The 26,481-nt window shown below is 67.8% G+C and carries 31 protein-coding genes and 8 pseudogenes; 17 read left to right on the top strand and 22 right to left on the bottom strand.

Going from position 1 to position 26,481, the window contains the following annotated elements; translation table 11 throughout:
• A pseudogene (locus GNX96_RS45190) lies at window positions 1-520 on the bottom strand (aldehyde dehydrogenase family protein); the annotation flags it as partial.
• Between the two features lie 127 nt (window positions 521-647).
• Between GNX96_RS45190 and GNX96_RS45185 the strand changes: the two are divergent.
• The 4 genes and pseudogenes from GNX96_RS45185 (at window position 648) to GNX96_RS45175 (ending at window position 3,185) form a co-directional block, all read left to right on the top strand.
• On the top strand, window positions 648-1,274 hold the full coding sequence (locus GNX96_RS45185) for an acVLRF1 family peptidyl-tRNA hydrolase (RefSeq protein ID WP_163573585.1): 627 nt from the start codon (window positions 648-650) through the stop codon (window positions 1,272-1,274).
• Between the two features lie 136 nt (window positions 1,275-1,410).
• Entirely contained in the window at window positions 1,411-1,824 is a 414-nt protein-coding gene (locus GNX96_RS45180) for a TetR/AcrR family transcriptional regulator (RefSeq protein ID WP_163573584.1), read from the top strand.
• Window positions 1,821-1,952, top strand: coding sequence for a hypothetical protein (locus GNX96_RS60200; protein WP_279583221.1), 132 nt, complete (start codon window positions 1,821-1,823; stop codon window positions 1,950-1,952). The genes GNX96_RS45180 and GNX96_RS60200 overlap by 4 nt, the downstream gene beginning before the upstream one ends.
• Window positions 1,949-3,185 (top strand): annotated as a pseudogene (locus tag GNX96_RS45175) (glycosyltransferase). Before GNX96_RS60200 ends, GNX96_RS45175 begins: the two are co-directional and overlap by 4 nt.
• On the opposite strand, the gene GNX96_RS60195 reads toward GNX96_RS45175, so the two are convergent.
• On the bottom strand, window positions 3,182-3,454 hold the full coding sequence (locus GNX96_RS60195) for a DUF899 family protein (RefSeq protein ID WP_390624325.1): 273 nt from the start codon (window positions 3,452-3,454) through the stop codon (window positions 3,182-3,184). The pseudogene GNX96_RS45175 and the gene GNX96_RS60195 sit on opposite strands and share 4 nt — an antisense overlap.
• Window positions 3,447-3,796 (bottom strand): annotated as a pseudogene (locus tag GNX96_RS60190) (DUF899 family protein). The gene GNX96_RS60195 and the pseudogene GNX96_RS60190 overlap by 8 nt, the downstream one beginning before the upstream one ends.
• A gap of 401 nt (window positions 3,797-4,197) precedes the next feature.
• Here GNX96_RS60190 and GNX96_RS45165 point away from each other — a divergent pair.
• Window positions 4,198-4,887, top strand: coding sequence for an SDR family oxidoreductase (locus GNX96_RS45165; protein WP_163573583.1), 690 nt, complete (start codon window positions 4,198-4,200; stop codon window positions 4,885-4,887).
• A gap of 19 nt (window positions 4,888-4,906) precedes the next feature.
• On the top strand, window positions 4,907-5,374 hold the full coding sequence (locus GNX96_RS45160; protein ID WP_163573582.1) for a hypothetical protein: 468 nt from the start codon (window positions 4,907-4,909) through the stop codon (window positions 5,372-5,374).
• Window positions 5,375-5,447: 73 nt separating this feature from the next.
• Here GNX96_RS45160 and GNX96_RS45155 read toward each other — a convergent pair whose 3' ends face one another.
• The 11 genes and pseudogenes from GNX96_RS45155 to GNX96_RS45110 form a co-directional block, all read right to left on the bottom strand.
• On the bottom strand, window positions 5,448-5,957 hold the full coding sequence (locus GNX96_RS45155; protein WP_390624326.1) for a PPC domain-containing protein: 510 nt from the start codon (window positions 5,955-5,957) through the stop codon (window positions 5,448-5,450).
• Window positions 5,954-6,475, bottom strand: a complete 522-nt coding sequence (locus GNX96_RS45150) for a hypothetical protein (RefSeq protein WP_163573580.1) — start codon at window positions 6,473-6,475, stop codon at window positions 5,954-5,956. The genes GNX96_RS45155 and GNX96_RS45150 overlap by 4 nt, the downstream gene beginning before the upstream one ends.
• A gap of 153 nt (window positions 6,476-6,628) precedes the next feature.
• A pseudogene (locus tag GNX96_RS66660) lies at window positions 6,629-6,703 on the bottom strand (S8 family serine peptidase); the annotation flags it as partial.
• A 79-nt stretch (window positions 6,704-6,782) separates the two neighbouring features.
• A pseudogene (locus GNX96_RS45145) lies at window positions 6,783-8,405 on the bottom strand (S8 family serine peptidase); the annotation flags it as partial.
• Between the two features lie 235 nt (window positions 8,406-8,640).
• Window positions 8,641-9,489 (bottom strand): KPN_02809 family neutral zinc metallopeptidase, encoded by an 849-nt coding sequence (ypfJ, locus tag GNX96_RS45140; RefSeq protein WP_279583220.1) that lies wholly within the window; start codon window positions 9,487-9,489, stop codon window positions 8,641-8,643.
• Between the two features lie 289 nt (window positions 9,490-9,778).
• Entirely contained in the window at window positions 9,779-10,492 is a 714-nt protein-coding gene (locus GNX96_RS45135) for a hypothetical protein (protein WP_163573578.1), read from the bottom strand.
• Window positions 10,434-11,768 (bottom strand): BTAD domain-containing putative transcriptional regulator, encoded by a 1,335-nt coding sequence (locus tag GNX96_RS45130; protein WP_163573577.1) that lies wholly within the window; start codon window positions 11,766-11,768, stop codon window positions 10,434-10,436. Before GNX96_RS45130 ends, GNX96_RS45135 begins: the two co-directional genes overlap by 59 nt.
• The gene (locus tag GNX96_RS45125) at window positions 11,765-12,205 is read right to left on the bottom strand and encodes an AfsR/SARP family transcriptional regulator (RefSeq protein ID WP_163573576.1); all 441 of its coding nucleotides are present in this window, start codon (window positions 12,203-12,205) and stop codon (window positions 11,765-11,767) included. Before GNX96_RS45125 ends, GNX96_RS45130 begins: the two co-directional genes overlap by 4 nt.
• A gap of 159 nt (window positions 12,206-12,364) precedes the next feature.
• Window positions 12,365-13,093 (bottom strand): hypothetical protein, encoded by a 729-nt coding sequence (locus GNX96_RS45120; RefSeq protein WP_163573575.1) that lies wholly within the window; start codon window positions 13,091-13,093, stop codon window positions 12,365-12,367.
• A gap of 289 nt (window positions 13,094-13,382) precedes the next feature.
• Complete coding sequence (locus tag GNX96_RS45115) at window positions 13,383-13,832, bottom strand: DUF2207 domain-containing protein (RefSeq protein WP_279583219.1); 450 nt, start codon at window positions 13,830-13,832, stop codon at window positions 13,383-13,385.
• Between the two features lie 62 nt (window positions 13,833-13,894).
• Window positions 13,895-14,440 carry a LemA family protein gene (locus tag GNX96_RS45110; RefSeq protein WP_163573573.1) on the bottom strand — a complete coding sequence of 182 codons (546 nt, stop codon included), beginning with the start codon at window positions 14,438-14,440 and terminating at the stop codon, window positions 13,895-13,897.
• A 269-nt stretch (window positions 14,441-14,709) separates the two neighbouring features.
• Here GNX96_RS45110 and GNX96_RS45105 point away from each other — a divergent pair.
• Together GNX96_RS45105 and GNX96_RS45100 are read left to right on the top strand one after the other, a co-directional pair.
• Window positions 14,710-16,317 (top strand): annotated as a pseudogene (locus tag GNX96_RS45105) (ABC-F family ATP-binding cassette domain-containing protein).
• Window positions 16,318-16,543: 226 nt separating this feature from the next.
• On the top strand, window positions 16,544-16,780 hold the full coding sequence (locus GNX96_RS45100) for a helix-turn-helix domain-containing protein (RefSeq protein ID WP_163573572.1): 237 nt from the start codon (window positions 16,544-16,546) through the stop codon (window positions 16,778-16,780).
• Here the strand turns inward: GNX96_RS45100 and GNX96_RS45095 are convergent.
• Both GNX96_RS45095 and GNX96_RS45090 read right to left on the bottom strand, forming a co-directional pair.
• Window positions 16,777-17,262, bottom strand: coding sequence for a MaoC family dehydratase (locus GNX96_RS45095; protein WP_279583218.1), 486 nt, complete (start codon window positions 17,260-17,262; stop codon window positions 16,777-16,779). The genes GNX96_RS45100 and GNX96_RS45095 overlap by 4 nt on opposite strands.
• Window positions 17,263-17,298: 36 nt before the next feature.
• Window positions 17,299-17,833, bottom strand: a pseudogene (locus GNX96_RS45090) (Lrp/AsnC family transcriptional regulator).
• A gap of 91 nt (window positions 17,834-17,924) precedes the next feature.
• Here GNX96_RS45090 and ald point away from each other — a divergent pair.
• Window positions 17,925-19,040, top strand: coding sequence for an alanine dehydrogenase (ald, locus tag GNX96_RS45085; RefSeq protein ID WP_163573586.1), 1,116 nt, complete (start codon window positions 17,925-17,927; stop codon window positions 19,038-19,040).
• Between the two features lie 66 nt (window positions 19,041-19,106).
• On the opposite strand, the gene GNX96_RS45080 is transcribed toward ald, so the two are convergent.
• On the bottom strand, window positions 19,107-19,928 hold the full coding sequence (locus tag GNX96_RS45080) for an aldo/keto reductase (RefSeq protein WP_163573571.1): 822 nt from the start codon (window positions 19,926-19,928) through the stop codon (window positions 19,107-19,109).
• 74 nt (window positions 19,929-20,002) lie between these two features.
• On the opposite strand from GNX96_RS45080, the gene GNX96_RS60185 reads away from it, so the two are divergent.
• Genes GNX96_RS60185 through GNX96_RS45065 form a run of 4 tightly spaced genes read left to right on the top strand, consistent with a single transcriptional unit; the run spans window position 20,003 to window position 21,877 of the window.
• Window positions 20,003-20,326 (top strand): LysR family transcriptional regulator, encoded by a 324-nt coding sequence (locus tag GNX96_RS60185; RefSeq protein ID WP_279583217.1) that lies wholly within the window; start codon window positions 20,003-20,005, stop codon window positions 20,324-20,326.
• Window positions 20,326-20,952, top strand: a complete 627-nt coding sequence (locus GNX96_RS45075; protein ID WP_279583216.1) for a LysR substrate-binding domain-containing protein — start codon at window positions 20,326-20,328, stop codon at window positions 20,950-20,952. Before GNX96_RS60185 ends, GNX96_RS45075 begins: the two co-directional genes overlap by 1 nt.
• 44 nt (window positions 20,953-20,996) lie before the next feature.
• Window positions 20,997-21,497, top strand: a complete 501-nt coding sequence (locus tag GNX96_RS45070) for a methyltransferase family protein (protein WP_163573570.1) — start codon at window positions 20,997-20,999, stop codon at window positions 21,495-21,497.
• Window positions 21,498-21,499: 2 nt separating this feature from the next.
• Window positions 21,500-21,877, top strand: a complete 378-nt coding sequence (locus GNX96_RS45065; RefSeq protein ID WP_163573569.1) for a nitroreductase family deazaflavin-dependent oxidoreductase — start codon at window positions 21,500-21,502, stop codon at window positions 21,875-21,877.
• Here GNX96_RS45065 and GNX96_RS45060 read toward each other — a convergent pair.
• Window positions 21,874-22,446, bottom strand: coding sequence for a TetR/AcrR family transcriptional regulator (locus GNX96_RS45060; RefSeq protein ID WP_163573568.1), 573 nt, complete (start codon window positions 22,444-22,446; stop codon window positions 21,874-21,876). The two genes, GNX96_RS45065 and GNX96_RS45060, sit on opposite strands and share 4 nt — an antisense overlap.
• A 76-nt stretch (window positions 22,447-22,522) precedes the next feature.
• Between GNX96_RS45060 and GNX96_RS60180 the strand changes: the two genes are divergently transcribed.
• Window positions 22,523-22,912 (top strand): nitrilase-related carbon-nitrogen hydrolase, encoded by a 390-nt coding sequence (locus GNX96_RS60180; RefSeq protein WP_279583215.1) that lies wholly within the window; start codon window positions 22,523-22,525, stop codon window positions 22,910-22,912.
• 100 nt (window positions 22,913-23,012) lie between these two features.
• Window positions 23,013-23,363 carry a carbon-nitrogen hydrolase family protein gene (locus GNX96_RS60175; protein WP_279583214.1) on the top strand — a complete coding sequence of 117 codons (351 nt, stop codon included), beginning with the start codon at window positions 23,013-23,015 and terminating at the stop codon, window positions 23,361-23,363.
• 67 nt (window positions 23,364-23,430) lie between these two features.
• Here the strand turns inward: GNX96_RS60175 and GNX96_RS60170 are convergent, their stop codons facing one another.
• The gene (locus GNX96_RS60170; RefSeq protein ID WP_279583213.1) at window positions 23,431-23,607 is read right to left on the bottom strand and encodes a hypothetical protein; all 177 of its coding nucleotides are present in this window, start codon (window positions 23,605-23,607) and stop codon (window positions 23,431-23,433) included.
• Between GNX96_RS60170 and GNX96_RS66655 the strand changes: the two are divergent.
• Window positions 23,540-23,809: pseudogene (locus GNX96_RS66655) on the top strand (DUF1203 domain-containing protein); the annotation flags it as partial. The gene GNX96_RS60170 and the pseudogene GNX96_RS66655 overlap by 68 nt on opposite strands.
• 76 nt (window positions 23,810-23,885) lie before the next feature.
• Here GNX96_RS66655 and mug read toward each other — a convergent pair.
• Window positions 23,886-24,425: a G/U mismatch-specific DNA glycosylase gene (mug, locus tag GNX96_RS45045; protein WP_279583212.1), complete on the bottom strand. Its 540-nt coding sequence runs from the start codon at window positions 24,423-24,425 to the stop codon at window positions 23,886-23,888.
• Between the two features lie 22 nt (window positions 24,426-24,447).
• Here mug and GNX96_RS45040 point away from each other — a divergent pair, with 22 nt between their 5' ends.
• Window positions 24,448-24,933 carry a methylated-DNA--[protein]-cysteine S-methyltransferase gene (locus GNX96_RS45040; protein WP_163573565.1) on the top strand — a complete coding sequence of 162 codons (486 nt, stop codon included), beginning with the start codon at window positions 24,448-24,450 and terminating at the stop codon, window positions 24,931-24,933.
• 21 nt (window positions 24,934-24,954) lie between these two features.
• On the opposite strand, the gene GNX96_RS45035 is transcribed toward GNX96_RS45040, so the two are convergent.
• Entirely contained in the window at window positions 24,955-25,779 is an 825-nt protein-coding gene (locus tag GNX96_RS45035) for a class I SAM-dependent methyltransferase (protein WP_163573564.1), read from the bottom strand.
• A gap of 123 nt (window positions 25,780-25,902) precedes the next feature.
• Window positions 25,903-26,265 carry an aldo/keto reductase gene (locus tag GNX96_RS60165; RefSeq protein ID WP_279583211.1) on the bottom strand — a complete coding sequence of 121 codons (363 nt, stop codon included), beginning with the start codon at window positions 26,263-26,265 and terminating at the stop codon, window positions 25,903-25,905.
• Window positions 26,266-26,481 lie beyond the last annotated feature (216 nt).

The raw sequence follows: 26,481 nt of genomic DNA, 5'->3' as shown, positions 1-26,481 counted from the left end.
AAGGTGTTGCCGGCGGCCAGCGCCGCGTGAGACTTTCCACGGACACCTGCAAACAAAAACGGGTAAATTCCATGGGGAAGGTGTTCAGCGCGCAGACGCCCAGCGGTTCATGGACGATCCGGCTGAAGGTATCCGCGTTGCCGGTGTCGACGATCCGGCCGGCGTCCTGACCGGCGAGTTTTCCGAAGTAGCGAAAGCACGACACGATGTCGGCGATGTCGTATTCGCTCTCCACCAGCCGCTTGCCGGTGTCCAGGGATTCGGCTCTCGCGAAGACATCTGTGCGGGCCGCGATGCCGTCTGCCACCCGCAGCAACAGATCCCCGCGCTCGGCGGTGGCCGTTCCCGGCCAATCGCCGGCATCGAACGCTTTTCTGGCCGCGCCAATAGCGTGGACGGTGTCCGCCGCGGTCGCCTCATCGACGGTCGCGACCAGCGTTCCATCGGCGGGGCAGTGGATTTCGCGCACCCCGCGGGCTTGTGCCGCGACCCAGCCGCCGTCGATGAACAGGCTCGCCATCTGCCACCTTTCGTCGATCCGCTCTCGCACCCTAATCTGACCCGCGCCCGTACGCGAGGCAGCGGCAGGTGGCTTGGGGCGTAGCGTGGCGGCATGGTGCGGCAGGCAGCGGGTGGGGGGGGCGTGGGTGGACGTGCCGCCAGAGCGGTTGACCGGCTGGCTGAACCGGTTCGCCAATCGGCATGGTTCGTTGGACACCACACTTGCCGACGACGTGGTGTCCGTACGCGCCGAGGACGGCTCGACCGCGCGCATCCCGGTGCCTTTCCCGCCGTTGAAGGTTTCCGGGGGGTTGCTCACGTCGTTGGCCGCCCACGCCGGCGTCGACCGTACGATCGGCGTCCTGCTGGTACGTCTTGGCGGCCACGCGGCCGGTGTCTTCCACGGCACCGAACTCAAGGTGTCCAAAGTGGACAGCCGGTTGGTGCACGGCCGTAGTGCGGCCGGTGGCTGGTCGTCGCAGCATCGCTTCGCGCGCCGCCGCGACGGCCAGGCCAGGGCCGCCCTGCAGGCGGCGGCCGCGGTCGCTGGCCGGATCCTGCTTCCGTACGTGCCAGACCTCGACGCGTTGGTGACCGGCGGCGACAAGTCGGCGGTCGAGACGGTCTTGGAGGAGCCGCAGTTGGCCCCGCTTCGTCCACTCGTCAGTGACCGCTTCCTGGCCGTGCCCGATCCCAAGCGCGCGATCCTCGACCAGACCCCCGAACAGTTCCGTGCCCTGCAGATCCTCGTCCACGACGTGACCCGCGACTGACCTGTCTGACAAAGACAGGCTCGGTCCGCTCGCATGTGTAGATCAGTCGATCTACAGTTAGATCATGCGATCTAAAGGCGAGCGTACGTTCACCGAGGGAGCCAGGCGGGCACAGATTGTCGACTGTGCGATTGACGTGATCGCCGAGGTCGGTTACCCGCAGGCTTCGATTCGCAAGATCGCGGACCGGGTCGGGGTCGCGATGAGCGTGGTGCTCTACCACTTCGCCGGCAAGGACGAGCTGGTGGGTGCGATCGTCAGCAAGCTCTACCGGCTGTTCATTGAGCGGATTTTGCCGGCGGTGCAGGCTGAAACGACAGCGGCTGGCAAGTTTCGGGCGTACATCCGGGGAAATGTGGCTTACATCGCCGACCACAAGAAGGAACACGGCGTCATCATCGACATCGGAATGACCTATCGATCCGCGACGGGGAAACGACTTTATGACCTTGAGCTCGATCCCGAACTGTTGACGCAACTGTCCAAATTGGACCTCGAGTCGATCTTCGGCCTGGGGGCGAAGGGATTTCCGCGCCCCATCCGAAGTTGACGGCGGTCGCGGTGCGGTCGGCGCTCAATGGCGCGGTGCTCGAAGTCGGCCTGGATCCGGACTTCGACGTTTTGGGCTATGGCGAGGAACTGGTCAGGCTGTTCGAACCGATCTGGAGGATGTCATGACAAGAGTCGTGATCGCCGCGATGGGGACGCGCGGTGATGTGGCGCCGTTGACTGACGTGGGCGTAAGACTGCTGGCCGCCGGCCACCAGGTCGTGCTCGCCGCTTCAAGGCCTTTCGCGGCCGAGATCCAGCGGTGTGGCCTGGAGTTTCGGGCCATGGGTGGTGATTTCCGTGAGACCGAGATCGCCGGTGCGAGCCCGGCGAAGCTGGTGTTGACCGCGGTGTCTCCGGCCAGCGTACGGGCAATGGGCGAGTTGGTGTTGACAGCACTGGAAAACGAGAAGGCCGATGTGTTGTTGTTGTCGCCTTGGGCGGAGTTCGCCGGCCATCCGTTCGCTGAGGCCAACGGCATTCCCAGCATCGGCGTACGGTTGCAGCCGCTGTCGGCGACGGCCGCCCATCCACCGTCCGTGCTGGGAGCGTGGTCGCTGGGCGGACCGGGAAACCGGCTTGCCGGGGCGGCTGGCGGGGCGCTGGTTGATCGAGTGTATGGCAACGTTGTCAACGATATTCGGGCTCGGGGGTGGGGCTTTCGGCGACCAGTGTGAGCGCGCTCAGACGGCGGCGCACCGAGGCTGGTTGGCCGATCCTGCACGGCTATTCGCCCGCGGTCGTGCCGCGGCCGCGGGACTGGCGGACGGGTCTTGAAGTGGTCGGTTATTGGTGGCCGCAGGTCGTTCCCGGCTGGCGGCCACCAGCCGAGCTGGTGGATTTTTTCTGGACGCTGGGCCGCCACCGGTCTTTCTGGGTTTTGGCAGCGTGATGACCGGCCCGAAGGCGGCGGCCAGACTGTCCGAGCTTGCGCTCGCCGCGTTGCGCGCGGCCCGGTGTGCGGGGAGTTATCCAAGCGGGATGGGCAAATCTGGACGTACGCTCCGACGACGTGATAACCATCGGGGACGTCCCGCACGAGTGGTTGTTCCCAAGAATGGCGGCCGTTGTGCACGCCTGTGGGGCTGGTACGACCGCGGCCGGGCTGCGCGCCGGAGTGCCGGCTGTCGGCGTACCCGTCGCTGGCGACCAGCCGTTCTGGCATACCGGCTGCGCGAACTCGGCGTCAGCCCGGCGACCGTGCCGTACTGGAGGTTGACAGCCGGCCGCCTTGCCGCGGCTGTCCAGGCCGCGGTCAAGGATCCGGCGTACGGCCGCGCCGCGCGAGAGATCGCCAGTCACCTCGCCGAAGAAGACGGCGCTGGTGCGGTCGTCAAAGCTGTCGAACAGGCCCTTTGTTAGCCATAGGTGGGTTTCTGGGGCCAGCCCGCGGGGGAGTCTTCCCAGTCCTCCTGCCGGCCGAAAGGGGTCAGGTCGAGGAAAAGCGCGGGCAGGTTCAACAAATCCAGGCCTCGTGCGTACGCCGAGTAGGTGTGGAAGACATCGTTTCCGGCCCGCAGGAAAACACTGTTCGCGGGTCCGTCGCCGAGCAGGTAGTCCTTCATGCCGGCCGCGATGAGCTCTTCTTTGTTGCGGTAGTTGAATTCAACCGGCGCGACCGACTCACTCATCGAGGGTGGCGTGGAAATCGTAGCTGAAGGTGGTGTTGTACGAGGAATAGAACGGGAACCGCCAGTCGTGGCCGTCACTGTGGCGGGCGATGCTGGCCAGTGGCGCGCGTGCGATGGCAACGAAAGTGATGTCGTGAGCCGGCGCCCCTCGAATAGGTCGAGCAGGCTGGTTTTCCCGTCCGGGCCCTGGAAAACGTACTCCTTGTCGACCTTCACCATGGGCAACCGGCGGCGCTGCGCGTTGACCGCGTCGCGTTGCCGGGTGAGCGCCTTCTCCTGGGCGAGCAGCTCGCGGCGGGCGACCAGCCACTCTTGTCTGGACGCGATCGGGGGAAGGGCCATTCTTGCCTCCTGGGTGCGTTGGTCCTGCATCCGTACAGACTCGCCGGCACCGCAAAAGTGATCGGCGCGACACTATTGCGAAATTCTGGCAATAAGGGCGTACTGACTGAGTGAACGGGCCCCCGGTACGCACCGTGGAACATCGCCCGCATGCGAGCGGGGACTGTTGCTGCGGCTGGGAGCTGCGCGGGAGCGCGTTCAGCTGGTCGCCGGCGCTGGCCGACCTCGGACTCTCGATCGAGGAACCGCGGTTATCCGGCCCTGCGCTTCGCGCCCGGCCGAAACTCGCGGATGATGCAGTCGGGCCGACGGGTTTTTGGTCACGCGCCAGGTGTCCGTACGGTCGCAGGTGCTGGCTTGCGAGCTGCATAAGCTGACACGTAGTCGGGGAGGAGCGTGGGATGGCCGAAACGCCGGTGGCGCTAGTGACGGGTGCGAACCGTGGCATTGGGTTGGAGGTGGTGAGGCAGCTCGCTGATCGCGGCTATGCGGTGGTGCTCGGGTCGCGCGACCTGGCCAAGGGGGAGGCGGCCGCGAAGGAGTTCGGCGAGCGGGTACAGGCGTGCCAGCTGGATGTCGCCGACAGTGCGAGTGTGGCGGCGATGGCCGAGCAGGTCAGCCGTACGTACGGCCGCGTGGACGCGGTTGTCAACAACGCGGCGATTCTGTACGACACGTGGCAACGTGCTGTCACGGCCGACCTCGCCGTCGTCCGGGAAGCGATGGAGACCAATCTTTTTGGTTCGTGGCAAGTAACTCAGGCGCTGCTGGACCCGCTGCGGGCGAGTGCGCATCCGCGAGTGGTGAATGTGAGCAGCGAAGCCGGCTCGCTGGCCGCGATGTCCGGTGGCACTCCGGCGTACAGCGTGTCCAAGGCAGCGCTCAACGCGCTCACCCGACTTCTGGCGGGAGAACTCAAAAGGGATCGCATTCTGGTGAACGCGATCTGCCCGGGCTGGGTGGACACCGACATGGGTCAGGGCGGCCGGCCGGTCGCCGAGGGAGCCGCCGGGGTGGTCTGGGCGGCGACCCTGCCGGACGACGGGCCAACCGGTGGCTTCTTCCGCGACCGCCGTCCACTGCGCTGGTAACGGTTTGGTCGCGGCGAGGGTGGGGTACTCCGGGGGTGCGGTCCTGGACGGGCCGACTCTCGGAGGTGAACTGGCGATGATCATCGGACTTCTTCTGCTCATCCTGGTCGCGATCGTGGTGGCGGTGCTGGGAATCGCCTTCACCGGCGGTCCCAGCCACTCGATCACCGCGTTCGGGCAACACCTGGCGACGCTGAACGGCCCTGAGCTGTTCGCCCTCGGCATCGCCGTGGGGCTCGTGTTCTGCCTGGGATTCTGGATGCTCGGGGTGGCCTCCCGACGGCGTCGCGCCACCCGGGCGGACCTACGGGCCGCTCGCCGGCAGGCCGCCGAGGCCGCCCAGCAACGCGACGAGTTGGCGGCCCGGCTGAACGAGCCCGCGGTCACCGCGCCGCGCCCGGAGCACTACGCGGCCCCGGTGGAGCCGACCGATCGGTACGCGGACGGTACCGGCACGGTCGACGCCGGCCGCCACGTAGCCCGATAGGGCCCTCCCGAACTCGACGTTTTCGTTGCCGACACTGGCGCGTCGGTGACGAAAACGTCGAGTTCGCGGGTGGTTAAAGATTGAGGGTGAGGGTGGTGTTCGCGTACGGGGTTGCGTTGCCTGAGTAGGTGAGGCGGGCCAGGTAGCGGGCGCCGGCGGGCAGGGCCGACCAGGTGGTCCTGACCGAGGCGCTCTTGCCGTTGGTGACGGGTTGGGTGGCGGGAGCGATGGTCAGGTTGTTGGCCGCGGCGCTGCCGAGCAGCCAGTCGTTCTCGGTGATGACCTGCTCGGTGGCGCCCGAGCCGAGCGCGAACATGTCGACGTAGATGTCGTACGTGCCAGCCGCTGGCCCGACGAGATCGACCTGTTCCTGCGCGGTGCCGCCGGTGCTGGAGCCGACCAGCGTGGTGGTGCCCCCCTTGTAGACGAACATGTCGACGTCGGTGCCGGCGGCCACGTCAGCGTCGAAGGTGGCGAACCGTGCGAACGATGTTCCAGCCGGCACCGTTACGGTGTATTTGGCGGTGTGGTCGGTGGCCGCCGGGTTCGTGGTCGGGAAGCTCGAACCACTCGGGTTTTTCAGCGTGGCCGGGCGTTTGGTCGACGTACGAAGCCAGCGACCGACGTGCTGAGGGTGCCGGTGAAGCCGGATTTCACCGATACCGTGGTGGAACCGGAGGCGCCACTGCCGGTGACGGTGGCCGGTGCCCGGACGCCCACCGGCCGGATGACGAGTTGGCTGCGGACGCTGTGAGTGCCGTCCGCCCACGTCAGTGCGCCGGTCACGTACGAGCCAAAGGCGGCGGTCGTACGGGTGAAAGTCACCTTGTACGACGCCGTACGTCCCGGAGCGACGGTCAGGGTCGTCGGTGAAACAGTGGCGGTGACGCCCGCCGGCGCGGCGATGTGGGCGGTGTAGGTGGAGCGCTTGATGCCGACGTTGGTGACTGTACGAGTCACCGTCTGGTTGCCGGCGAGGTCGCCGATCGCGATGTTCGGCGCGTTCAGGTCACTGGGGTCGGCGCTGCCCACGATCCGGCAGATCGTGTTGCTGGCGGCCAGGTCACCGGTGCCGCACAGGAACCGGCCCCAGTCGATCACGTTGCTGTCGTAGACCAGGCCCGGATCGGCGGCGGAGTTCGGTGTGACGTGGCCTGAGCCGTAGTCGAACGCGCCGGCCGGGCCGCCGGTGTCCGCGGTGATCGGGTCGCCTTTGTTGTCCAGCAACGAAGAAGTCGTCATCAGCGCCGACTTCACCATCATCGGTGTCCACTGTGGATGGAGCTGGCGGATGAGCGCGGCGATGCCGGCGATGTGCGGCGACGACATCGATGTGCCGGACTCGAAGTCGAAGTTCCGGCCGTCGTGCGAGACCGGGCGAAACGGCGGCGAGTACGTCCACACCGGGCGCCATGATGTCCGGCTTCAGCACGTCACCGCCGCCGGCCAAGGCCGGGCCACGCGAGGAGAAGCTGGCCACGCCGGGAGCTTCGACGCCACTGACCTTGTGGCCGGCGGACAGCGATGCGGTCGGGGTCGCGGTGCCGCCGAGATAGGCCTTGACGGCGGCGCCGTCGGTGTCGCTGACGTGCACGGTCGGCAGCGTGTGCAGGTCGGCGTTGAGCGAGTTCGGGCTGGTGTTGGCCAGTACGACGCCGACGCCACCGGCTTCCCGTACGGCCTTGCTCTTGTCCACTCGGTCGTTCGTGCCGCGGTCGCAGACCACGATCTTGCCGGCCACCTTGGCCGGGTCCAGCGCGCCCTCGGGGTGCGCCGGATCCCAGGTTCTGGAGAAGCAGAGCCGGGCCGCGGTCGGGTTGGCGCCCGCCAGCGCGCCGGCGGTCCCGAGGATGAGCGGGCTGCTGGGTACGGCCGCACCGATGCCGGCGCCGGTGTAGGTCGCCCCGTTGCCGAGGGTCACGCTCGCCTGGAACGCGCGGTCGTGCGTACCAGCGGCGACGGTCGTCAGCCACGGTGAGTTGTGCGCGACCGTGCTGGTGCCCGGGCCATCGTTGCCGGCCGAGGTCGACACGAAAATGCCAGCCGCGGCCGCGTAAAGGAACTCGACCTCGACCGGGTCCAGATCGTTCGTACGACTGCCGGAGATCGAGTAGTTGATGACGTCGACGCCGTCGATGATGGCGTCCTCGATGGCCTGGACAAGGTCGGCGGTGCTGCCGGACGCGCTGGAACCGGTGTGCCACAACGCCTTGTAGACAGCGATCCGGGCGGCCGGCGCCATCCCGCTGCCCAGGCCCAGGGAGTTGCCGTTGACGATCATGTCGGTGTGGTAGTCGCCGGCCGCCGTCGACGCGGTGTGCGATCCGTGGCCGTTGATGTCCCGCGCCGAGGCGACCTCGTTCACGTACGGCGCGGCCTTGACCGCCGCGTTGCCGCCAATGCCCGCGTTGTAGTAGCGGGCGCCGACGATTTTGTTGCCACAGTTGGCCGTGGTCCATTGTTCGGCGGCCGCGCAGCTGCCCTGGAAACCGGTCAGCCGGCTGGGGTTGGTGAGTGCCCGGAAGGACGGGTTCTCCGGCCAGATGCCGCTGTCGATGTCACCGATGACCAGGTTCTGGCCGCCGCCCGCGCGCGCTCCGGACCGCCGAGTTTTTTCCCACAGTCCGCCGGGTTTGTCGAGACCGAGGAAGGCCGGCGTGCTGACCGTGTCGGCCTGGCGCAGCTCGTTCTTGCTGACGCTGAGAACGCCGGTCGTACGGGCCAACTGGGCGGCTTTGGCGGCGGTCATCCTGGCCGCGAAACCGTTGAAACCAACGGAATAGTCGTAGACCTTGCTGATACCGGCCTGACGGGCCAGCGAGTCGTGCCGGCCCCGCAGATAGCCGCGATATTTGCTCGCGTCAGCGGAATTCGAGTGGAATTTGGTGCCGGGCGCGGGCTTGGTGGCCCGATATCCGGAGACGCTCCCGGTGTAGCCGGTCGCTGGCACCTCGGCCATCTGCACGATGTACGTGTTGGTCGGGCCGCCGCTGGCCGCTGCGGCCGGGCCCGAGGCCGCGACCGCGGTCATGCCGGCGGTCAGGGCGGTCACCGCGAGAACGGTGACCAGCCGCCGCCTTCTCGGTGTCCGCGATGCCGTTGTCTCGTCGAGCATGGGCCCAGTCCCCTCACGTCCGCCGACTCGTGCTGGGCACGTACGAGCAGCCCAGGCATGCCGCGGCATAGTATGCGCGAAGGTTCGAAGATCGGTAAGGGTTTTCCAGTATTTCCTTGACTAAACTGGGTAGACGCGCCGGGTTTGTCGGCTATCTGGTGGCGCTGAGCGTGTCGCATTTCGTCGGGTCGCCGGTGGTGTAGCCGGTGAAGAACCACTGCTGGCGGGACTTCGCGGAGCCATGGGTCCAAGTCTCCTGGTTCACCCCGGCGCCGGCGGCCTGCTGGATCCGGTCGTCGCCCACCGCGGCGGCCGCCTGCAGCGCTTCCTGAATGTCCTTGTCGTCGACGGTGGCGACGGGTCCGCCGCCGGCGTTCTTCGCCCACACGCCCGCATAGCAGTCGGCCTGCAGTTCCAGAGCCACCGAATACACGTTCTTCTTTGACGGGTTTTGTTGCTGCAGCTGGCGAACCCGCCGCTCGGTGCCGGTCAGGTTCTGGATGTGGTGGCCGAACTCGTGAGCCAGCACGTACGCCTGCGCGAACTGTCCAGGTGCGCCGAACCGGCTGGAGAGCTCGGCATAGAACGACAGGTCGATGTAGACCAGCTCGTCCGCAGGGCAGTAGAACGGCCCGACGTCCGAGGTCGCCTGGCCGCAGCCGGTGTTTGTCGAGCGAGAAAAGAAGACCGCTTTGGTCACTTTGTAGCGGACGCCGAACGTGGTCGGCAGCTCCCGGTTCCAGAACTGCTGGATGTCGTTGACGTAGAAGCCGTTCCGGCAGTCCAGCTCGGTGAACCGCTGCGGGTTGCTGGCCGCGCATTTCTGCGCCAGTGCCCGGTTGTCGCCGGAGGAGGTGCCGCTTGCGCCGCCACCGCTGAGCGTGGACAGGTCGATGGTGCCGGTGCCGAAGAGGGCGCCCACCACGACCAGCACGATCAGACCGACGATGCTGCCGCCGACCGTACGCCCGCCGCCCGGGATAGTGAACTCCGCCGCCACCACCGAACCCGCCGCTGCCGCTGCTGTCAGAACCGCGCCGGTCGTCGATCTGGGAGGCGTCGAGTTCGGCGTTGGAGTCGAAGTCGTTGTCGGACATGCGCCCGATTATCAGTGGTCCGCCATCGCGGCCCGAAGGCGCGGTCAAGGAAGATGCAAGGTTCCCTCCGGGACGACCGCGCATAGTGACAACGCGGCGCCGGGCCGACAACCGGCGCCGCACCTGACCAGCACAGATGCGGAGGGAGGCGGCGATGCGTACGAACGACGGAACCCGAGTGACCGTGCACGGTTAAGACAATGACGCGTACCGGCCGCGGGCGGTGACGGCCTGGGCCTGGCCCGCGCGGTCGCCGGAGGAACCAAAGATCGCGTCGGCCTCGGCGGCATGGCTCATTGCCTCGGCGAGTTCCTGCCGCGCGGCGCACACCTTGGCGAACGTCAGCAGTGCGTAGCCTCGCTCGTCCGGGTCGCCGATCACGTCGTCGGGCGCAGTGCGCAGTGCGAGGGCGGCCGCCACGTGCTGGTTCGCCTCCTCGGCGCAGCCGATCCGCGCCCGCAAGTCGGCCAGCATCCGGTGACAGAGCGCTTGGCCCGGCAGGTCGCCCAGCCGTACGGCCGCGGCCAGCGCGGCACCTTCGGTGGTGAGCTGGTCACGCGGCCGCATCCGCGCACCGAAGAACTCCCAAGCGGTCCACGCCAGTCCCCAGGCGTGCGCGTTGAAGGCGCCTTCGTCGGCTCGTACGACCGCGGCCAGCAACGTGGACTGCTCGGCGCCGAACCAGGCCAGCGCCGATGGCTGGTCCGAGAACCGCTCTGGCGTCACGCCGTCCGCCGGCGGCTCGAGGTCCAGGGCCGGTCGGGACGGGTAAAGCACTCGGTCGGCGGCGTACGCGGAGTGCAGATAGTAGTCGAGCAGGCGGCGGGTGGCCGCCTCGCGATCCTGGTCATGCTGGCCGGCGAGGTCGGTCGGTCGCGTAGCCGCGGAGCAGATCGTGCATCGCATACCGGCCGGGCGCTGGTTCGGCGAGCAGGTGCGCGGTCGTCAGCTCTGCCAGCAGCGGGCGGACTACCGCTGCTGGCAGGCCGGCGAGGCAACCGGCCGCGGCCATCCCCAGGTCCGGGCCGGGACAGCTGCCGACCAGCCGGAACAGCCGGCCGGCAGCCGTGCTGAGGGCTTGGTACGACCAGGAGAAGACGGCTCTCACATCGGTGGCCGGGTCTGCTCCGGCGAAGGCGTCCAGCCCACCGCCGGCATCGGATCGCAGGTCAGCGGCGGTCGCGGCGAGCGGGAAGGCCGGCACAGTGGCGGCCCGGGCGGCCACGATCGCCAGCGCGAGCGGCAACCCGGCGCAGCGCTTGACGATCTCGTCCACTGCCGCCGGCTCCGCCTGAAGACGGTCCGCGCCGAGCCGCGCGCCGAGCAGTCGTACGGCTTCGCCATGCCGGAGCACGTCCAGCGTCAGCGGCCGGGCGCCTTCGGTGGCGACCAGTCCCGGCAGCTGGTGGCGGCTGGTCACCAGGACCAGGCAGTCGGCCGAGCCGGGCAGCAACGGCCGCACCTGATCGGCGTCGGAAGCGTTGTCCAGCAACAAAAGCATCCGCCTGCCGGCGAGCAGGCTGCGAAAGAGCCCGGTCTGTGCCGGCGCGCTCAACGGCACCTCGGAAGCAGGTACGCGCAGGGCGTCCAGGAACACCCGTACCGCCTCGGTGGGCGTGGTCGGGTGGCCAGTCGGACCGAAGCCGCGCAGGTTCACGTACAGCTGACCGTCCGGGAACCGGTCCTGGATCCGGTGCGCCCAGTGCACCGCGAGTGCGGTCTTGCCCACCCCGGCCGTTCCGGAAATCACCACCAGCCCGCCTTGAATCCCGTGCAGTTGGTCGATTTCGTTCTGCCGATTGACAAAACTCGGCAGGTCGGCGGGCAGCTGGCGAGGCAGGGTGCCGACGGCCGTGGCGGTGACCGGGATCGCGAGAGCCGGATCGGCGGTGAGGATGCGCTGATGCAGATCGCGCAGCGGCGGGCTCGGATCGCTGCCGAGCTCCTCGGCCAACCGGTGCCGAACTTTCTTGTAGTGGCCCAGCGCGTCAGCGGGTCGCCCGGCGCGATAGAGCGCCAGCATCAGCTGCCCGGCCAGCCGCTCGTCCAGTGGGTACGAAGTGACGCGGCTGGTCAGGTCGGCGAGCAGGGAGGCGTGTTGGCCAGCCCGCAGCCGTACGTCGTCCCTGTCCAGCTCGGCAGCCAGCCGGTCCTGGCAGAGGCTTTCCCGCAGGTTGTTCACCCACGGTCGGTCGAGGGTCCCCCGAACGCCTCCCCACGCCATAGCTCCAGGGCCTGGTCGTACAGCTTGATGGCCTGGTCCGGGTCGTCCGCCGCGCGAGCTTCCCGGACGAGCCCGCGAAAGACATGCAGGTCGATTTGGAGCGGATCGATGCTCAGCGAATACCCACCCGAGTGGTGCCGGAGCTCGACGCCCTCGGCGCCGTCCAACAGCCGGCGAAGCCGGGAGACGTACGTGTAGAGGGTGCTGGCCGGGCGCTGCTGCTGGTCGTCCCAGACCCGCTCGATCAAGGTGGGGATAGGTACAGCGTGGTTGGCGTCGGTCAGCAGTGCCGCCAGCACGCACTGCTGCCTCGCGGGCCCGACCGACACCCGCTGCCCGTCCACCCGCGCCTCAAGCGGCCCCAACACCGCGAAGGAGATGTCCATGTCGTCCATCCCAAAGACTTTTCGATTTCCCGGCGGAAACTAACACGCGCCGTCAAATGCCGGCTCCCTTTCGCCGAATGTAACGAAAGGGCAAGGATCCGTCCGTTTGTGAGCCGTATCGTTACATTCGGCGAGCCCGAATACGGCCGAGGTGGGAGCGGGCCGTCTTCACGAACTGGCTCGACGTCTTGATCCGGCTCGTCGGCGACGGGTTCGGGGCGTACGCGCGCCGACGCGGGTGATGTCGAGCCGACTGACGTAGCCACCGGCGGTGACCCAGGCGCGTACGGTGTCGCCGACCCGCGCGTTGCCCCGGATTTTTGGCGCGGCGGTGAGCATGCGAATGGCGGGAGCGGTTCCGTCGTCGACGGCCAGGTGGCAGATCCGGTCGTCTCGTACGAACCGGATCAGCTCGCCTTCCACCGGTGTGCCGGTGCCGCCGTGGCGGGCCGCCCACCAGGCCCGGATGGTGCGGGCAGTGGTCAGGATGCCGCTTAGCGGAGCCCAGACGAACAGCGCGAACGCGAAGCCGGCCGCGAGGACGAACGCGAACGCGAACGCCTTCGGCACCGCGTTCGGGCCGACCACGCTCAGGTCGTAGTGCAGCGCGAAGCCGACGGTGGCGATGGGAAAACCCCACCGAAGCGCGTCCGCGAGAAAGTCGCGCCGGCTCCGCGCTGGGTCCCGCAGGCGTACGTGCCGCCAGAGGCCACTGTGCGTGGACCACGCGTGGTGGTCGTCTGGATCGCCGAAGACGGGCAGGTGGGCGACCGCTTGAGCGGCGAGGCCGGTGGCCGCCGCGTACCCGAGCGACTTACCCCAGACGGTGACCGCGGCCGGCGACAGCGTGTCGATGCCGTGGATGTCCCGAAGCCGCTCTCTCGCTCGCCGAGCCAACCGCCGGCGGCCCGGCGACCGGCCCGGGTCAGGCGTTCCGGTGGGGTCCGGGACATCCAGGAGGCCATCGCGATCGCCGCCGCCAGCGCGGCCGGGATCACCAGGCCGCCGCCGGGATGCCCTCCCACCAGTGGCAACACCGCCGCGTCAAGCCAGAGTCCCACCCAGCCGGCGGCGATCATCACGGTGAAGATGGCCGCCGACTCGGCGCCGCCGCGGGTGAGTTTGCGGCGCTGCGCGTCGGTCCGTCCGTACGGCTTCCTCGAAGTGCGCCGCCAGCCGGTTGTCGTCATCCTGTCCGCCGGCCAGCGCGTCGGTGCTGATGGTCCCGTCGCGGACCAGCCCTTCCACGTACGTCACGAGTTGCGCCTCGTACGGCCGGAGTTTCCCCCGGGTGGGCCTTGGGCCGCGGGTGCAGCAGGATAGTGGTGGCGGTGACCTGCTCGAGGTCGTACCAACCACGACTCGCGAGGTCCAGCAGGGTCGCCGCGGCTGCCTCGTCCTGCTGGAACTGGCCGCGGGTGACGAGCAGGTTGACCACCGCCGGCGGCAGTTTGGCGGTCGTCTCGGCGAGTTCGCGGACCCGCAGGTCAGGGCCGCGAGTGCGGTAGAGCGCCCAGCACAGATGCAGGATCGCCAGCGACACGAAGCAGGCCATGCCGGCGCCGATCAGGCCCGGTACGCCCGGTTGTCCGATCCACCACTGGAAAAGCGCGTTGAGGTTGTCCACCGGCTTCATCGGCAGGCGGCGGCTGGCCGGAGGATCTCGGGCCGGGTGTGGTTGGTCATGCCGTCAGAACTTCACCTGGACGTTGCCGCGTTCGTCGCCGGACGTGCCGAAATAGAACTTCGCCGGCGCGTTGCCGGCCAGGATATTGGTGGGGAAGGTGTGATGGCGTTGTTGTACGCCAGCACCGCGTCGTTGTAATACTGCCGGGCGTAGGCGATCCGGTTCTCCGCGGCGGCCAGTTCGCGTTGCACGGTCGCGAAAGCCGTGTTGGCCCGCAGTTCCGGATAGGACTCGGTCAGCGACAGCAGGCTTTTGAGTGTGCCGGACAACGCCGTCTCGGCCTGCGCCTGCTGAGTCGGTCCCTGCGCGGAGATGGCGGCCGAGCGGGCCGCGATGACCGCTTCCAGGGTCTGCCGTTCGTGCGCGGCATAACCCTTGACGGTCTCGACCAGGTTGGGGATCAGGTCGTGCCGCCGGGTCAGCTGTACGTCGATCTGCGCCCACGCGTTGTCGGTCGCGTTGCGCAGCCGGGCGACCGTGTTGAAGGTCCGGATGACCAGCACGAGCAGCAGAACCACCACGAAGGCGAAGACGCAGAGAACGATGAGGGGGATCACCGTTCCAGCCTGCTGGATCGGGTGCCGCCGGGGGATGGCGAGCGGGTGGCCGTACGGGCATCCGATGGTGCCCGTCAGCCTGCAACCGATCCACGGGCGTTGCGCTGGTCACGGGATGCCAAAACCGGTGGACCCGCCCGGTAGTATGTACGTGTGACGATTCGGACCTCCTGATGTGGCCGCGCCCGGCGCTTGAGTGACTCGCTTCCTCCAGCGTTTACGGGCTCCGACGGCCCATCCCTGCTACCTGAGACACAGGTCCCTTTCTCATGATTTCCGTTACTGATCTCGAACTGCGCGCTGGCGCGCGCATCCTGATGTCCGAGACCAACCTCCGCGTGCAGCCCGGCGACCGGATCGGCCTGGTCGGCCGCAATGGCGCCGGCAAGACGACCACCCTGAAGGTGATGGCCGGCGAGGGCATGCCGTACGCCGGCACCATCACCCGCACCGGAGCCGTCGGCTACCTGCCACAGGACCCGCGTACGGGTGACCTCGACGTGACCGCTCGCGACCGGGTGCTGTCGGCCCGCCCGCGCCTGGACGCTCTCCTGCACGACATGGAGAAAACCCAGATCGGCATGTCCGAGGCGGTCGAGGACGCGCACCGCGACAAGTTGATCCGCCGGTACGGCCGGCTGGAGGACCAGTTCGCCGCGCTCGGCGGCTATGCGGCCGAGAGCGAAGCGGCCCGGATCTGCGCGAACCTCGGTCTTCCCGACCGGGTGATGGCGCAACCGTTGCGTACGCTGTCGGGCGGTCAGCGCCGCCGCGTCGAGCTGTCTCGCATCCTTTTCTCGGACGCTTCGATCCTGCTGCTGGACGAGCCGACGAACCACTTGGACGCCGACTCGATCAGCTGGCTGCGCGATCACCTGAAAGGCCACAAGGCCGGCTTGGTGGTCATTTCCCACGATGTCGAGCTGCTCGACGCGGTGGTCAACAAGGTGTGGTATCTCGATGCCAACCGGGCGATCATCGACTTCTACAACATGGGCTGGTCGACGTATCTGCAGCAGCGCGAAACCGACGAGAGCGTCGGCGCCGGCGCGAGCGGGCCAACGCGGAGAAGAAGGCCGGCGCGCTGTTGGCGCAGGCCGACAAGATGCGGGCGAAGGCGACCAAGGCGGTGGCTGCCCAGAACATGGCCAAGCGGGCCGAAAAGATGCTGTCCGGGCTGGAAGACGTACGGGTCAATGACAAGGTCGCGCGGGTCCGGTTCCCGGCTCCGGCGCCCTGCGGGAAAACGCCGCTGACCGCCGAGGGCCTGTCCAAGTCGTACGGTTCGCTGGAGGTTTTCGCCGGCGTCGACCTCGCCGTCGACAGGGGCGCTCGGGTGGTCATTCTCGGCCTGAACGGCGCTGGCAAGACGACGTTGCTGCGGTTGCTTGCCGGGGTGGAAAAGGCGGACACCGGCGAGGTGATGCCCGGGCACGGCCTGAAGATTGGCTATTACGCACAGGAACACGAAACGCTGGACACCGATCGTACGGTCCTGGAGAACATGCGGTCGGTCTCGCCGACCTGGACCGACGGGCGAGCTGCGCAAGGTGCTTGGCGCCTTCCTGTTTTCCGGTGACGACGTACAAAAACCGGCCAGCGTGCTGTCCGGTGGCGAGAAGACCCGGCTGGCGTTGGCCGGTCTGGTCAGTTCCAGCGCCAATGTCCTGCTGCTCGACGAGCCGACGAACAACCTCGACCCGGTGAGCCGGGAACAGGTATTGGACGCGATTGACCGCTATCCGGGCGCCATTGTGTTGGTGACGCACGACGGCGGCGCGGTCAAGGCTTTGCGGCCGGACAAGGTGATCATGCTGCCCGATGGCGTCGAGGATATCTGGAGCGAAGACCTCGCCGACCTGGTCGCGCTCGCCTGACATTTCCCGCTGCCGAGGTCCCGCGGGGATTTCCTTGCGGGACAACGGGTTCCAGCTTGATCGTTAAGGCTGTCCGATATGCCGGCAAGATCACTAACTGGCCGAAAATCTTGCCGGCGTTGTCCGTCTGCCGAGTGGCCAGCGAGCCCACGAACGAGCATGATCTCTTGTTACGGTCGTCACAGGCCGTGTACGGACCATCCTCGAGCTGTGAGGGACGGCAGTGATGGCACCCAAAAGCAAAGCCAAGACCGAGCAGGCCATGGCGAAGGGGCGGCGGATCACCGGGGACGAGCGCTCCACCCTCGCCAAGGACCTGACCCGGCGCTATGACTCCGGCGAAAGCATCCGCTCACTGGCGTCGTCCACTGGCCGGTCGTACGGCTTCGTGCACCGGATCCTGAGCGAGTCCGGCACCACCCTGCGCGGTCGCGGCGGCGCCACCCGAGGCAAGAAAAGTTAGCTGACTTTAGTACGGATGAAATTCATCGCGGTCAGTGTCAACACGACCTGATCGTGCTGGTTGAAAAGCTCCACGGCGGTGTGCACCAAGCCGCGGTCCGGCTTGGATTTCGACCGCCGGGCGCTCGCCACGGTCGCGGTGAGCGCCAGCTGGTCGCCGGGCCGGACGGGAGCCGTCCAGCGCAGTTCGTCCACGCCTGGTGAAGCGAGGCTGGCATTCGAGGACACGTAGTGGTCCGCGAGCAGCCGCATCATGATCGCCGTGGTGTGCCAGCCGCTCGCGATCAGTCCGCCGAACGGCCCGGCCGCGGCGGCCACCGGATCGATGTGGATGGACTGGGTGTCGAACCGGCGCGCGAACTCCAGCACCTCTGCCTCGGTGACGGTGATCCAGCCGTACGAGTATTTCGCGCCGGCTTGGTAGTCCTCGAAGAACCGGTGGTCGATCGGGGCGTCGAAGTCAGCGATGAGTGCTTTGGTCACTCGTCCATCCTAGGTCGCCGCTGGACCGGCGGACCGTCAGGTGCGCTGGGTCGGGATCGCCTTTCCGCGCCGGCTCTCGAAAATCAGGCTGGTGTTGGTGTGTTGCACCGCCGGTTCCGAGCTCAGGTCCAGCACGAAGTCCCGGAGCACGTCAGCGCTGGGCAGCGCCACGTGAATGACGTAGTCGTCGGTGCCGGACATGAAGTAGACGGCGAATCACGCCGGGCATCAGCGGCGCCTTCGCGAGGAAGGCGTCCATCTGGCCGCGGGTGTGCGCGTGCAGCCGTACCGAGATCATCGCCTGCACCGCGAGCCCGATCGCGCCGAGGTCGAGGTCCGCGTGGAAACCACGGATCACCCCGTTGGCGCGCAGCGCCCTTACCCGCGCGTGGCACGTCGACGGCGCGATCCCGACGGCCTCGGCGAGTGCGTTGTTCGGGATTCGGGCGTCCTCGTCGAGCTTGGCCAGGATGAGCCGGTCCACCGGGTCCAGCGCGGCGGGCTGCAGATTGTTCGGCACGTGAGCGACATTACCGCGCCAGCCGAAACATCGGCGAGATTCAAACGACACACAGAATTATCTGCCGTCTTTCTTGCACTGAATCGGGCATCTGTTCATCATGGCGAGAACAGTCGAGATAGTCGTACAAGGGGGCACCCAGGTGAAGGTCGCAGTTCCACGCGAGGTCAAGAACCGGGAGTACCGGGTCGCGATCACCCCGGCCGGGGTGCACGAGCTGGTCCGGCAGGGTCATCAGGTCTTTGTCGAGACGGACGCCGGCGTCGGCTCGTCCATCCCGAACGAGGACTACCAGCAGGCCGGCGCCACCATCGTGGCCACCGCCGACGAGGCCTGGGCGGCCGGTGACCTGGTGCTGAAGGTCAAGGAGCCGATCGAGTCCGAATACCACCGGATGCGCGAAGGCCAGACCCTCTTCACCTATCTGCACCTCGCCGCCGACAAGCGCCTCACCGAGGAACTGATCGCCCGCAAGGTCACTGGCATCGCGTACGAGACCGTTGAGCTCGCCGATCGTTCGCTGCCGCTGCTCGCCCCGATGAGCGAGGTGGCTGGCCGGCTCGCGCCGCAGGTTGGCGCCGCCACCCTGATGCGCGCGGCCGGTGGCCGAGGCATCCTGCTCGGCGGTGTGTCGGGTGTGTACGCGGCCAAGGTCGTGGTCATCGGCGCCGGCGTGTCCGGCATGAACGCGGCCGCCATCGCGCTGGGCATGCAGGCCGAGGTGCTGCTGCTCGATCGCAACATCGAGAAGCTTCGCGCCGCCGACCGGATCTACCAGGGCCACCTGCAGACCGTCGCCTCCAACGCGTACGAGGTCGAAAAGGCCATCTCGGACGCCGACCTGGTGATCGGCGCGGTGCTCGTGCCGGGGGCGAAGGCGCCGACGCTGGTCACCAACGAGCAGGTCTCCCGGATGAAGCCAGGCTCGGTGCTGGTGGACATCTCCATCGACCAGGGCGGCTGCTTCGAGGACTCGCACCCGACCACCCACGACGACCCGACCTACCCGGTGCACAACTCGCTGTTCTACTGCGTGGCGAACATGCCCGGCGCGGTGCCGCACACCTCCACGTACGCGCTGACCAACGTCACGCTGCCGTACGCGGTGGAGCTCGCGACCCACGGCTGGCAGGACGCCTGCCGCCGGGACGTGGCGCTGGCCAAGGGCCTCAACACCTGGAACGGCGCCGTCACCAACGCCCCGGTCGCCGAGGCCCACGGCCTGCCTGCCCTCAACCTGGCCGACGCTCTCGCCTGACCCGTCTAGCCGCGATGCCTCATCGCGTGCGCCTGACGCATGCGGTCAGGCATCGCGGCCAAACGCTCAGTCGAGGAAAGCCAGGTCGGCGGGGGACAGGGTCACGTCGGCGGCGGCGAGGTTCTCCTGGAGGTGGGCCATGGACGAGGTGCCGGGGATCGGGAGCATCACCGGGGAGCGGGACAGCTGCCAGGCGAGGGCCACCTGCGTACGAGTGACGCCCAGCCGCCCGGCGATCTTGTCGGCCGCCGGAGAGGTCGTACGCGGCGCGATAGGCAGCCACGGCAGGAAGGCGATCCCGCGCGATTCGCAGTAGGCGAGTACGTCCTCAGATGCGCGGTCAGTCAGGTTGTAGCGGTTCTGCACGCTCACGATCGGCGTGATCGTCGAGGCCTCCTGGACCTGCGCCACCGTGACCTCGGAGAGTCCGACGTGCCGGACCTTGCCCTCGTCCTGCAACTGTCGCAGCGCGCCGAGCTGGTCGGCCAGCGGCACCAGCGGATCGATCCGGTGCAGCTGGTAGAGGTCGATCCGGTCCAGTCGCAGCCGGCGCAGGCTCAGCTCGGCCTGCTGGCGGAGGTATTCCGGCCGGCCGCAGGGAATCCAGTCGTTCCCCGGATGGCACTGGCCGCCCTTGGTGCCGATGACGAGGTTGTCGGCGTACGGGTAGAGGGCGTCGGCGAGCAGTTCCTCGTTTTCGCCCAAGTCGTACGCATCAGCGGTGTCGATGAACCTCACGCCGAGTTCGACAGCCCGGCGCGCGATCGCGATGCCGTCGGCGCGGTCCGGCCAGTGGGGAGCGCCAGTGAGTCGCATGGCACCGAAGCCGAAGCCGAGCCGGTGAACAGGTAAGTCGCCGCCGAGAGTGATAGTCAGGTCGTTGGTCATGATGTCCACTTTGCGACGGCCCATTCGTAAGGACAAGCGAGACTTTGTCGACCTGATTGCGTAGCATCTCTACGATGTTGAATCTGGAGCGGCTCCGGGTCCTGCACGCCGTGGCGACCACCGGTTCGGTGGTCGGCGGCGCTCGTACGCTGCATGTCACGACTTCGGCGGTGTCGCAGCAGATCGCCCGGCTGGAGCGAGAGGTCGGCCAGCCACTGGTCGAGCGGCAGGGTCGCGGGATCCGGCTGACCGAGGCCGGCGAGCTGCTCGCCCGGGAGGCCGACGCGCTGCTCACCCATGTCGAGCGGATCGAGGCGGACTTCGCCGGGCACCGCGGCCAGGTGGCCGGCCGGCTCACCATCGCCGCCTTCGCCACCGCCGCGCGCGGCGCTGCCTGATGCCGGCGGTCCTGCGCACCCTGCGGGGCCGCTGGCCGGACCTGGAGGCCTCGCTGTCCGAGCTGGAGCCGCACGAGGCGATCCCGATGCTCGTACGCGCCGACCTGGACATCGCCGTCGCGCAGGACTGGCCGGACCGCGACTCGCCGCCGCTCCCGGACGGCATCTCCCGGCTGGCGTTGTTCGACGATCCGTTCGACATCGCGCTGCCCGCCGACCACCCGCTGGCCGGCCGCGACCAGGTCAAGATCACCGAGCTGGCCGCGCAGGACTGGATCAGCTGGAGCGCAGGCCAGATCTGCCACGACTGGCTGGCGCACACCCTGCGTTCGTACGGCGTCGAGCCGCGGATCGTCCACACGGCTTCCGAGCATCCGACCCAACTCGCTTTGGTGGCGGCCGGTCTGGGAGCCGCGGGTGTGGTGCCGCGGCTGGGCCGGGACCTGGTGCCCACCGGCGTCCGGTTCGTCGAGATCCACCCGCAGCCGGTCCGCTGGGTTTTCGCGCTGTGGCGGGACAGCTCGGCTGCCCGGCCGGCCGTCCGAGCCACTCTCGGGGTGCTCCGCGACGCGGTCCCCGGCCGGACTCTCGCGGCTCGCCGGCCCTTGCCCCACTCCCGTCTGTAGCGGACAATCGCAGTCGTTCGGCGGCGGGAAGGCGGGTCCTGGTCATGCGTAGGTCAACGGCGGCTCTGGGCAGCGCGGCGTTCTTCGTGGTGGCACCGGGAACGGTCGAAGGGCTGATTCCGTGGCTGCTGACCGGCTGGCGGCTGGACACTCCGCTGCCGGGCTGGACCGTGGCACGGGTCGTCGGTGTCGTGCTGATCGTGGTCGGCCTGATCCCGCCGATCTCGGCCTTCGTGGAGTTCACCCGGGCCGGTGGCACCCCGATGCCGGCGGCGGCCCCCGGGCAGTTGGTGGTCTGCGGCTTCAACCGCTACATCCGCAACCCGATGTATTTCGGCCTGCTGGTGGCGCTGGTCGGCCAGGCGCTGCTGTTCGGTCAGGTCATCGTGCTGGCGTACGCGGCGATTGTGTGGGCGCTGTCAGCGTCTTTCGTGCGCTGGTACGAAGAACCGACGCTGACCCGGCGGTTCGGGACCGAATACGCGGCCTACCGGCGAGCGGTCCCGGCCTGGTATCCGCGGCTCGTCCCCTATGTGAGCGCCTGACCGTGCCGATGTCCCAGCGCGTCGCGCGCTTCAACAAGGTGGTCACGAACCGTACCATCGGCCGCGTTGCGCCCTGGATGCCTGGCTTTGGGGTGGTGCATCACCGCGGTCGCCGCTCTGGCCGCGAGTTTCACAGCCCGGTCAACGTGTTCCGTACGTCCGACGGCTATGTTTTCGCCCTGACGTACGGTTCGCGGGCCGACTGGGTGCGCAACGTGCTCGCCGCCGGCGGCTGCGACCTGGAGACCCGGCGCCAGGTTGTGCACCTGGCAGAGCCGCGGCTTTACGTGGATACACAGGCGAAAGCGATGCCCGGGTTCATTCGGGTGGGCCTGCGGTTGGGCAAGGTCGACGAGTTCCTCGAGCTGAAGATCCGCTAGCGGCGGCGGACCGCTTCCTCGACGAGATCCAGGACTGGCGCCAGGTCCGCGGTCGTACGGCCGGTGCCCAGATGCATGACCAGGCCGTCCAGCACCAGCTCCAGGAACCGCTGCAGGGTCTCCGGCGGCACGTCCTCCCGAAGGGTCCCAGCGGCCCGCTGGCGGGCCAGCCGGTCGCGGGTCGCGGTGGCGATCGCGGCTGCCCGGGCGGCCCACCGGTCGGCGAACTCCTGATCCGTGCGCAGCCGGCGGGACACCTCCAACTGGGTGCCCAGCCAGCCGGTCTCGGCCACGTCGTCAGCGCGGGTCAGCAGATCGCGCATCACCTGGACGAGCCCTTGTTTGGCGACTGTCTCCACCATTTCCGCCGCGTCGTCTTCGGCGACCGCGAGGAATAGCGATTCCTTGTCGCGGAAATGATGAAAAATGGCCCCGCGGGACAGGCCGGTTGCCTCTTCCAGTCTGCGAACCGTGGCGCCCTCATATCCATGCCGGGAAAAGCAGGCCCGGGCGCCGGCGAGAATCTCGCGGCGCCTGGCGTCGAGGCGGTCCTGACTCACACGGGGCATTCGGCGATCATAAACGGTACGTTCGTCTTGCGGCATCTGGCGGTGGTTGTCGGTCCTAGCTGGCAAGATTAGGAGTATGCCGACCGTCCCCTCGCACCCGCTGCGCGTTGCCGTCGCCCAGGCCCCCGCAACGCCGGGTGATCTCACCGGAAATGCCGTTCTAGCCGGCAAACTGGTTCGCCAGGCCGCCGCCGAACGGGCCGTTCTCGTGGTGCTGCCGGAATTGTTCCTCCCGGCGTATCATCCACCGGCATTGGATGCCGATCCGCTGGGCACCGATCTGCTGGTGAAAGCCGGCCAACTGACCGATTCCCGACTGTGGCCGATCCAGGAAGCGGTCATCCAGACCGGGATTCACGCAATTGTCGGCGCTTCGGTGCGGGGGTGGACGGTCATCGATTCATCTCCGCACTACATTTTCGCCCGGATGGCAAGGCTCTGGACGCATATCACAAGCAGAACCTGATTATTCCCGATGAAACCGATCTGTTTGAGGCCGGAAGACCCGGTGACACACCGGGCGCGATCGAAGGGCGGCGACTGGGTGATCGGGCTTGGAATCTGTTATGACGGTTGTTTTTCCCGAGCATGCACGTGCAGCTGCAATTGCAGGCGCACATGCATATGCCGTTCCGATGGCTTATGTGCACGGCAGCGACCATCGCCGTGATCTCTATTACGCGGCCCGCGCTCTGGACAACACCTTTTATGTGTTGGCATGCAATGCGGTCGACGGCCCGCAGCCGTGGCGGTTCAGCGGTGGCAGTGCTATTTACGATCCGGAAGGGCAGTCGATGGGCCAGGCCCCGGGCAGTGGCGAGGGCCTGGTGGTCGCGGACCTGGATCCGGAGTTCATGGGGCGTACGAGGGCGGTCCACCGGATGCTGGCCGACCTGGAGCTGGCCAGAGTGAGCTGAAATGCCACGTCCGATAGCCGCCAGCTTTCGCCGTGATCGGGGCTGATAGTGGTGTCATGACTGACATTCACGTGATTGCCATCGATCCGGACCGGCTGGCGGCGATGCGGCGGGCCACCGGCTCCGACGAGCACGGAAACCCTTTCACCGCTTTCCCGGCGGTCGGCTGGGAACCGCTGCGCTGCTGCCTACGCAGTGCCGCTGAGGACGAGTCGATCGCGCTGATCTCGTACGCCGCCTTCACCGAACCCTCGCCCTGGCGCGAGGTCGGCCCGGTCTTCGTGCATGCGAAGGAGTGCGAGGGATATCCGAAGACCTCGGTGTTTCCGGAAAGCTACCAGCGCGGCCGGCGGCTGCTGCGCACGTACGCATCGGATCTGACGCTGGACTACGACCACATTCGGATGACGGCCGACGACGAAGACGTCGAAGCCGCTGTCCGGGAGTTGCTGGCCGTGCCGGAGGTGGGCGAGGTGCACGTACGAGCGGCGAGAGGCGCAGTGTTTTGCCTTCGCCGTCCGGCTAGCCGATCCGCTCGCGTAGTTTCGCGAACTCCGCGGCCAGCGAATCCGGCGTGTAGTGGGCGTTCAGCCCGCTCGGATTCGGAAGCACCCACACAGCGGACGGACCGATGCCCACCGGCTGCTCGCCGATGACAGCCTTGGGCTGGCGCCATCCGGTGCGGTATGCGGTGATCCCGACCAGCGCGATCCACTGTGGACCGAAGTCGGCCGCCTTCGCGGCCAACATCTGCGCCCCGGCGACGAACTCGTCGGGGCGCAGTTCGTCGGCCCGCGCGGTCGCTCTGGCGACCACGTTGGTGATGCCGAGCCCGTACGCCAACAGCTCCTGCTGTTCGCTCGGGTGCAACTGCCGGTCGGTGAAGCCGCCGCGGTGCAGCGCCGGCCAGAACCGGTTGCCCGGCCGGGCGAAGTGGCGGCCGGTGGCGGCCGAATAGAGCCCCGGATTGATGCCGACGAACAACACCTTCAGGCCGGCGTCGATCACGTCCGGGATGGTCCGGCCGTACGCGTCCGCAAGTGCCCGCCGGTCGACTGTCACACCTGGAACGTAACCTGAACTCGTGGGCTGGACGACGCTGCCATCACCGATCGGCGCCTTCGGGGTGATCGCCGACGAGAACGTCGTGCGCGGCGCGAGTTTCGGTGGCCGCATCCCCGCCGGAGTGCCGCGCGCCGGCGGCCAGCTGCTGCTCGACCGGGCGGTGGCCCAGCTGCGGTCCTACTTTGCCGGCGAGCTGCTGGACTTCGACCTGCCACTGTCGCTGGCCGGGTCCGACTTCGAGCTGAAGGTGTGGGAGGTGCTCCGCCGCATCCCGTACGGGCAGACGGTGACCTACGGCTGGGTCGCCGCGCAGGCCGGCGACCCGCTCGCCGCCCGGGCGGTCGGCACCGCCTGCAACCACAACCCGATCCCGGTCATCGTGCCCTGCCACCGGGTGGTCGGCGCGAACAAGACCCTGGTCGGTTTTGGTGGCGGGCTACCGCGCAAGCGATGGCTGCTGGAGCATGAGGCCCGAGTGGACATGGAACGCGCTTTCGCCTTCTAGAGCGTGGCAGTTGAGCGACGGTCAGGGACGTTTCACGGCCTGGATGGTGTAGGAGTGTGGGAGCCGCCAGGGCCGGTCGGTCAGCCGCCATTCGTTGTTGGGCAGGCTCTCCATCGCGCCGGGGAACAGCTCGCCGTGCACGCTGTCATGTTCGACGAACATGGTCAGATCCAAGCCGGCCGCGAGCAGGGCGGTGATGATCTCGGCGAGGCCATGACTCCACTGGTGGGCCACGGTTTCCTGGAAAACCACGTCCGTCTGCACGTACGTGCCGCCGCCGGTGCCGGTGATCGGTTGGTCGCGTTCGAAATAAGCACCCTCGATCGCCAAGGTGCCGTCGTCCAGGCGGTCGGTGGCCCACAGCATCTGGTGGATCTCGCGGAGGAACAGCCGGCCGCCGGGTCGCAGCAGCTCCGCGACCACTCGCGCCCAGCGCTGGATGTCGGGCAGCCAGCAGATCACCCCGATGCTGGTGTAGACGAAGTCGAAGGCCCCGGCGCCCAGCGCGTCGACCGCGTCGTACACGTTGGCGGTGACGAAATCGGTGTTGTCGCCCAGTTTCGCGGCCAGACTGCGGGCCTCGGTGACGGCTGCGGGTGAGAAATCCAGGCCGGTCATCCGCGCGCCGAGGCGGCTCAGGGACAGTGTGTCGGTGCCGATGTGGCACTGCAGGTGCGCCCCACGGAGCCCGTCGACCTTGCCCAGTCGGGGACGGTCGAATCGGACAACATTGCTGAGAAAGGCCGGATCTTCGAGGAATTTGTCCACCTCGTAGTCCGGTGATGCCGCGTGAGCGGGTGCGCGCTCATCCCAGTTTGCGCGGTTCTGGGCCACATAGAGATTCATGCCGGCGACGGTCGCACACCCGGCCCGATCTCGGCCACGGAATTTGCCTTTACGGGCAGCTACTCGTGTCCCAGCACTCGGTGCGGGCGGTAAGGCGCCTCCAGAGTCGCGATTTCCGCCGGATCAAGGGAAATTTCGGTGGCCGCGACGGCGTCCTGGAGATGGGAGAGTTTGGGTGGCGCCGACAATCGGCGCGGTGACACCGGATTTTCCCAACAACCAGGCCAATGCGATCTGTGCCGCTGGCGCGCCACGGTTCTGCGCGACCGTACGGACAGCGTCCACCACGTCGTAGTCGCTGTCCTCGTACGTGTCGTCCGCGAGTGGATCGTTGCCGGCGCGGGTGGTGGCCCGGCCGCCGCGGGTGCCGGTGAGGAAGCCGCGGGCGAGTGGACTGTACGGGATGACGCCGACTCCCTGGTCTTGGCAGAGTGGGATCATTTCCCTTTCCTCTTCCCGATAAACCAGGTTGTAGTGGTTCTGCATCGAGACGAACCTGGTCGGGCTCGAGCTGCTGGGCCTTGCGACTGCCCAGGCTACATGCTGGAGTCGGCGAGATAGCGGGCCTTGCCGGCTCGTACGACCCCTCGTCGAGCGCGCCATCGTACTCGGTCGTCGAGTTTCGTCGTCGGCCCAGGCGGTGAATCTGTTAGGAGATCCACGTAGTCCCGCGCCAAAGAAGCGTCGATCGCGCTGAGAAAT

Origin of the sequence: Fodinicola feengrottensis (genome assembly GCF_010993775.1) — a bacterium.
Classification (GTDB): domain Bacteria; phylum Actinomycetota; class Actinomycetes; order Mycobacteriales; family HKI-0501; genus Fodinicola; species Fodinicola feengrottensis.
The sequence above is the reverse complement of the archived record's forward strand: the minus strand, read 5'-3'. Positions and strand labels throughout refer to the sequence as shown.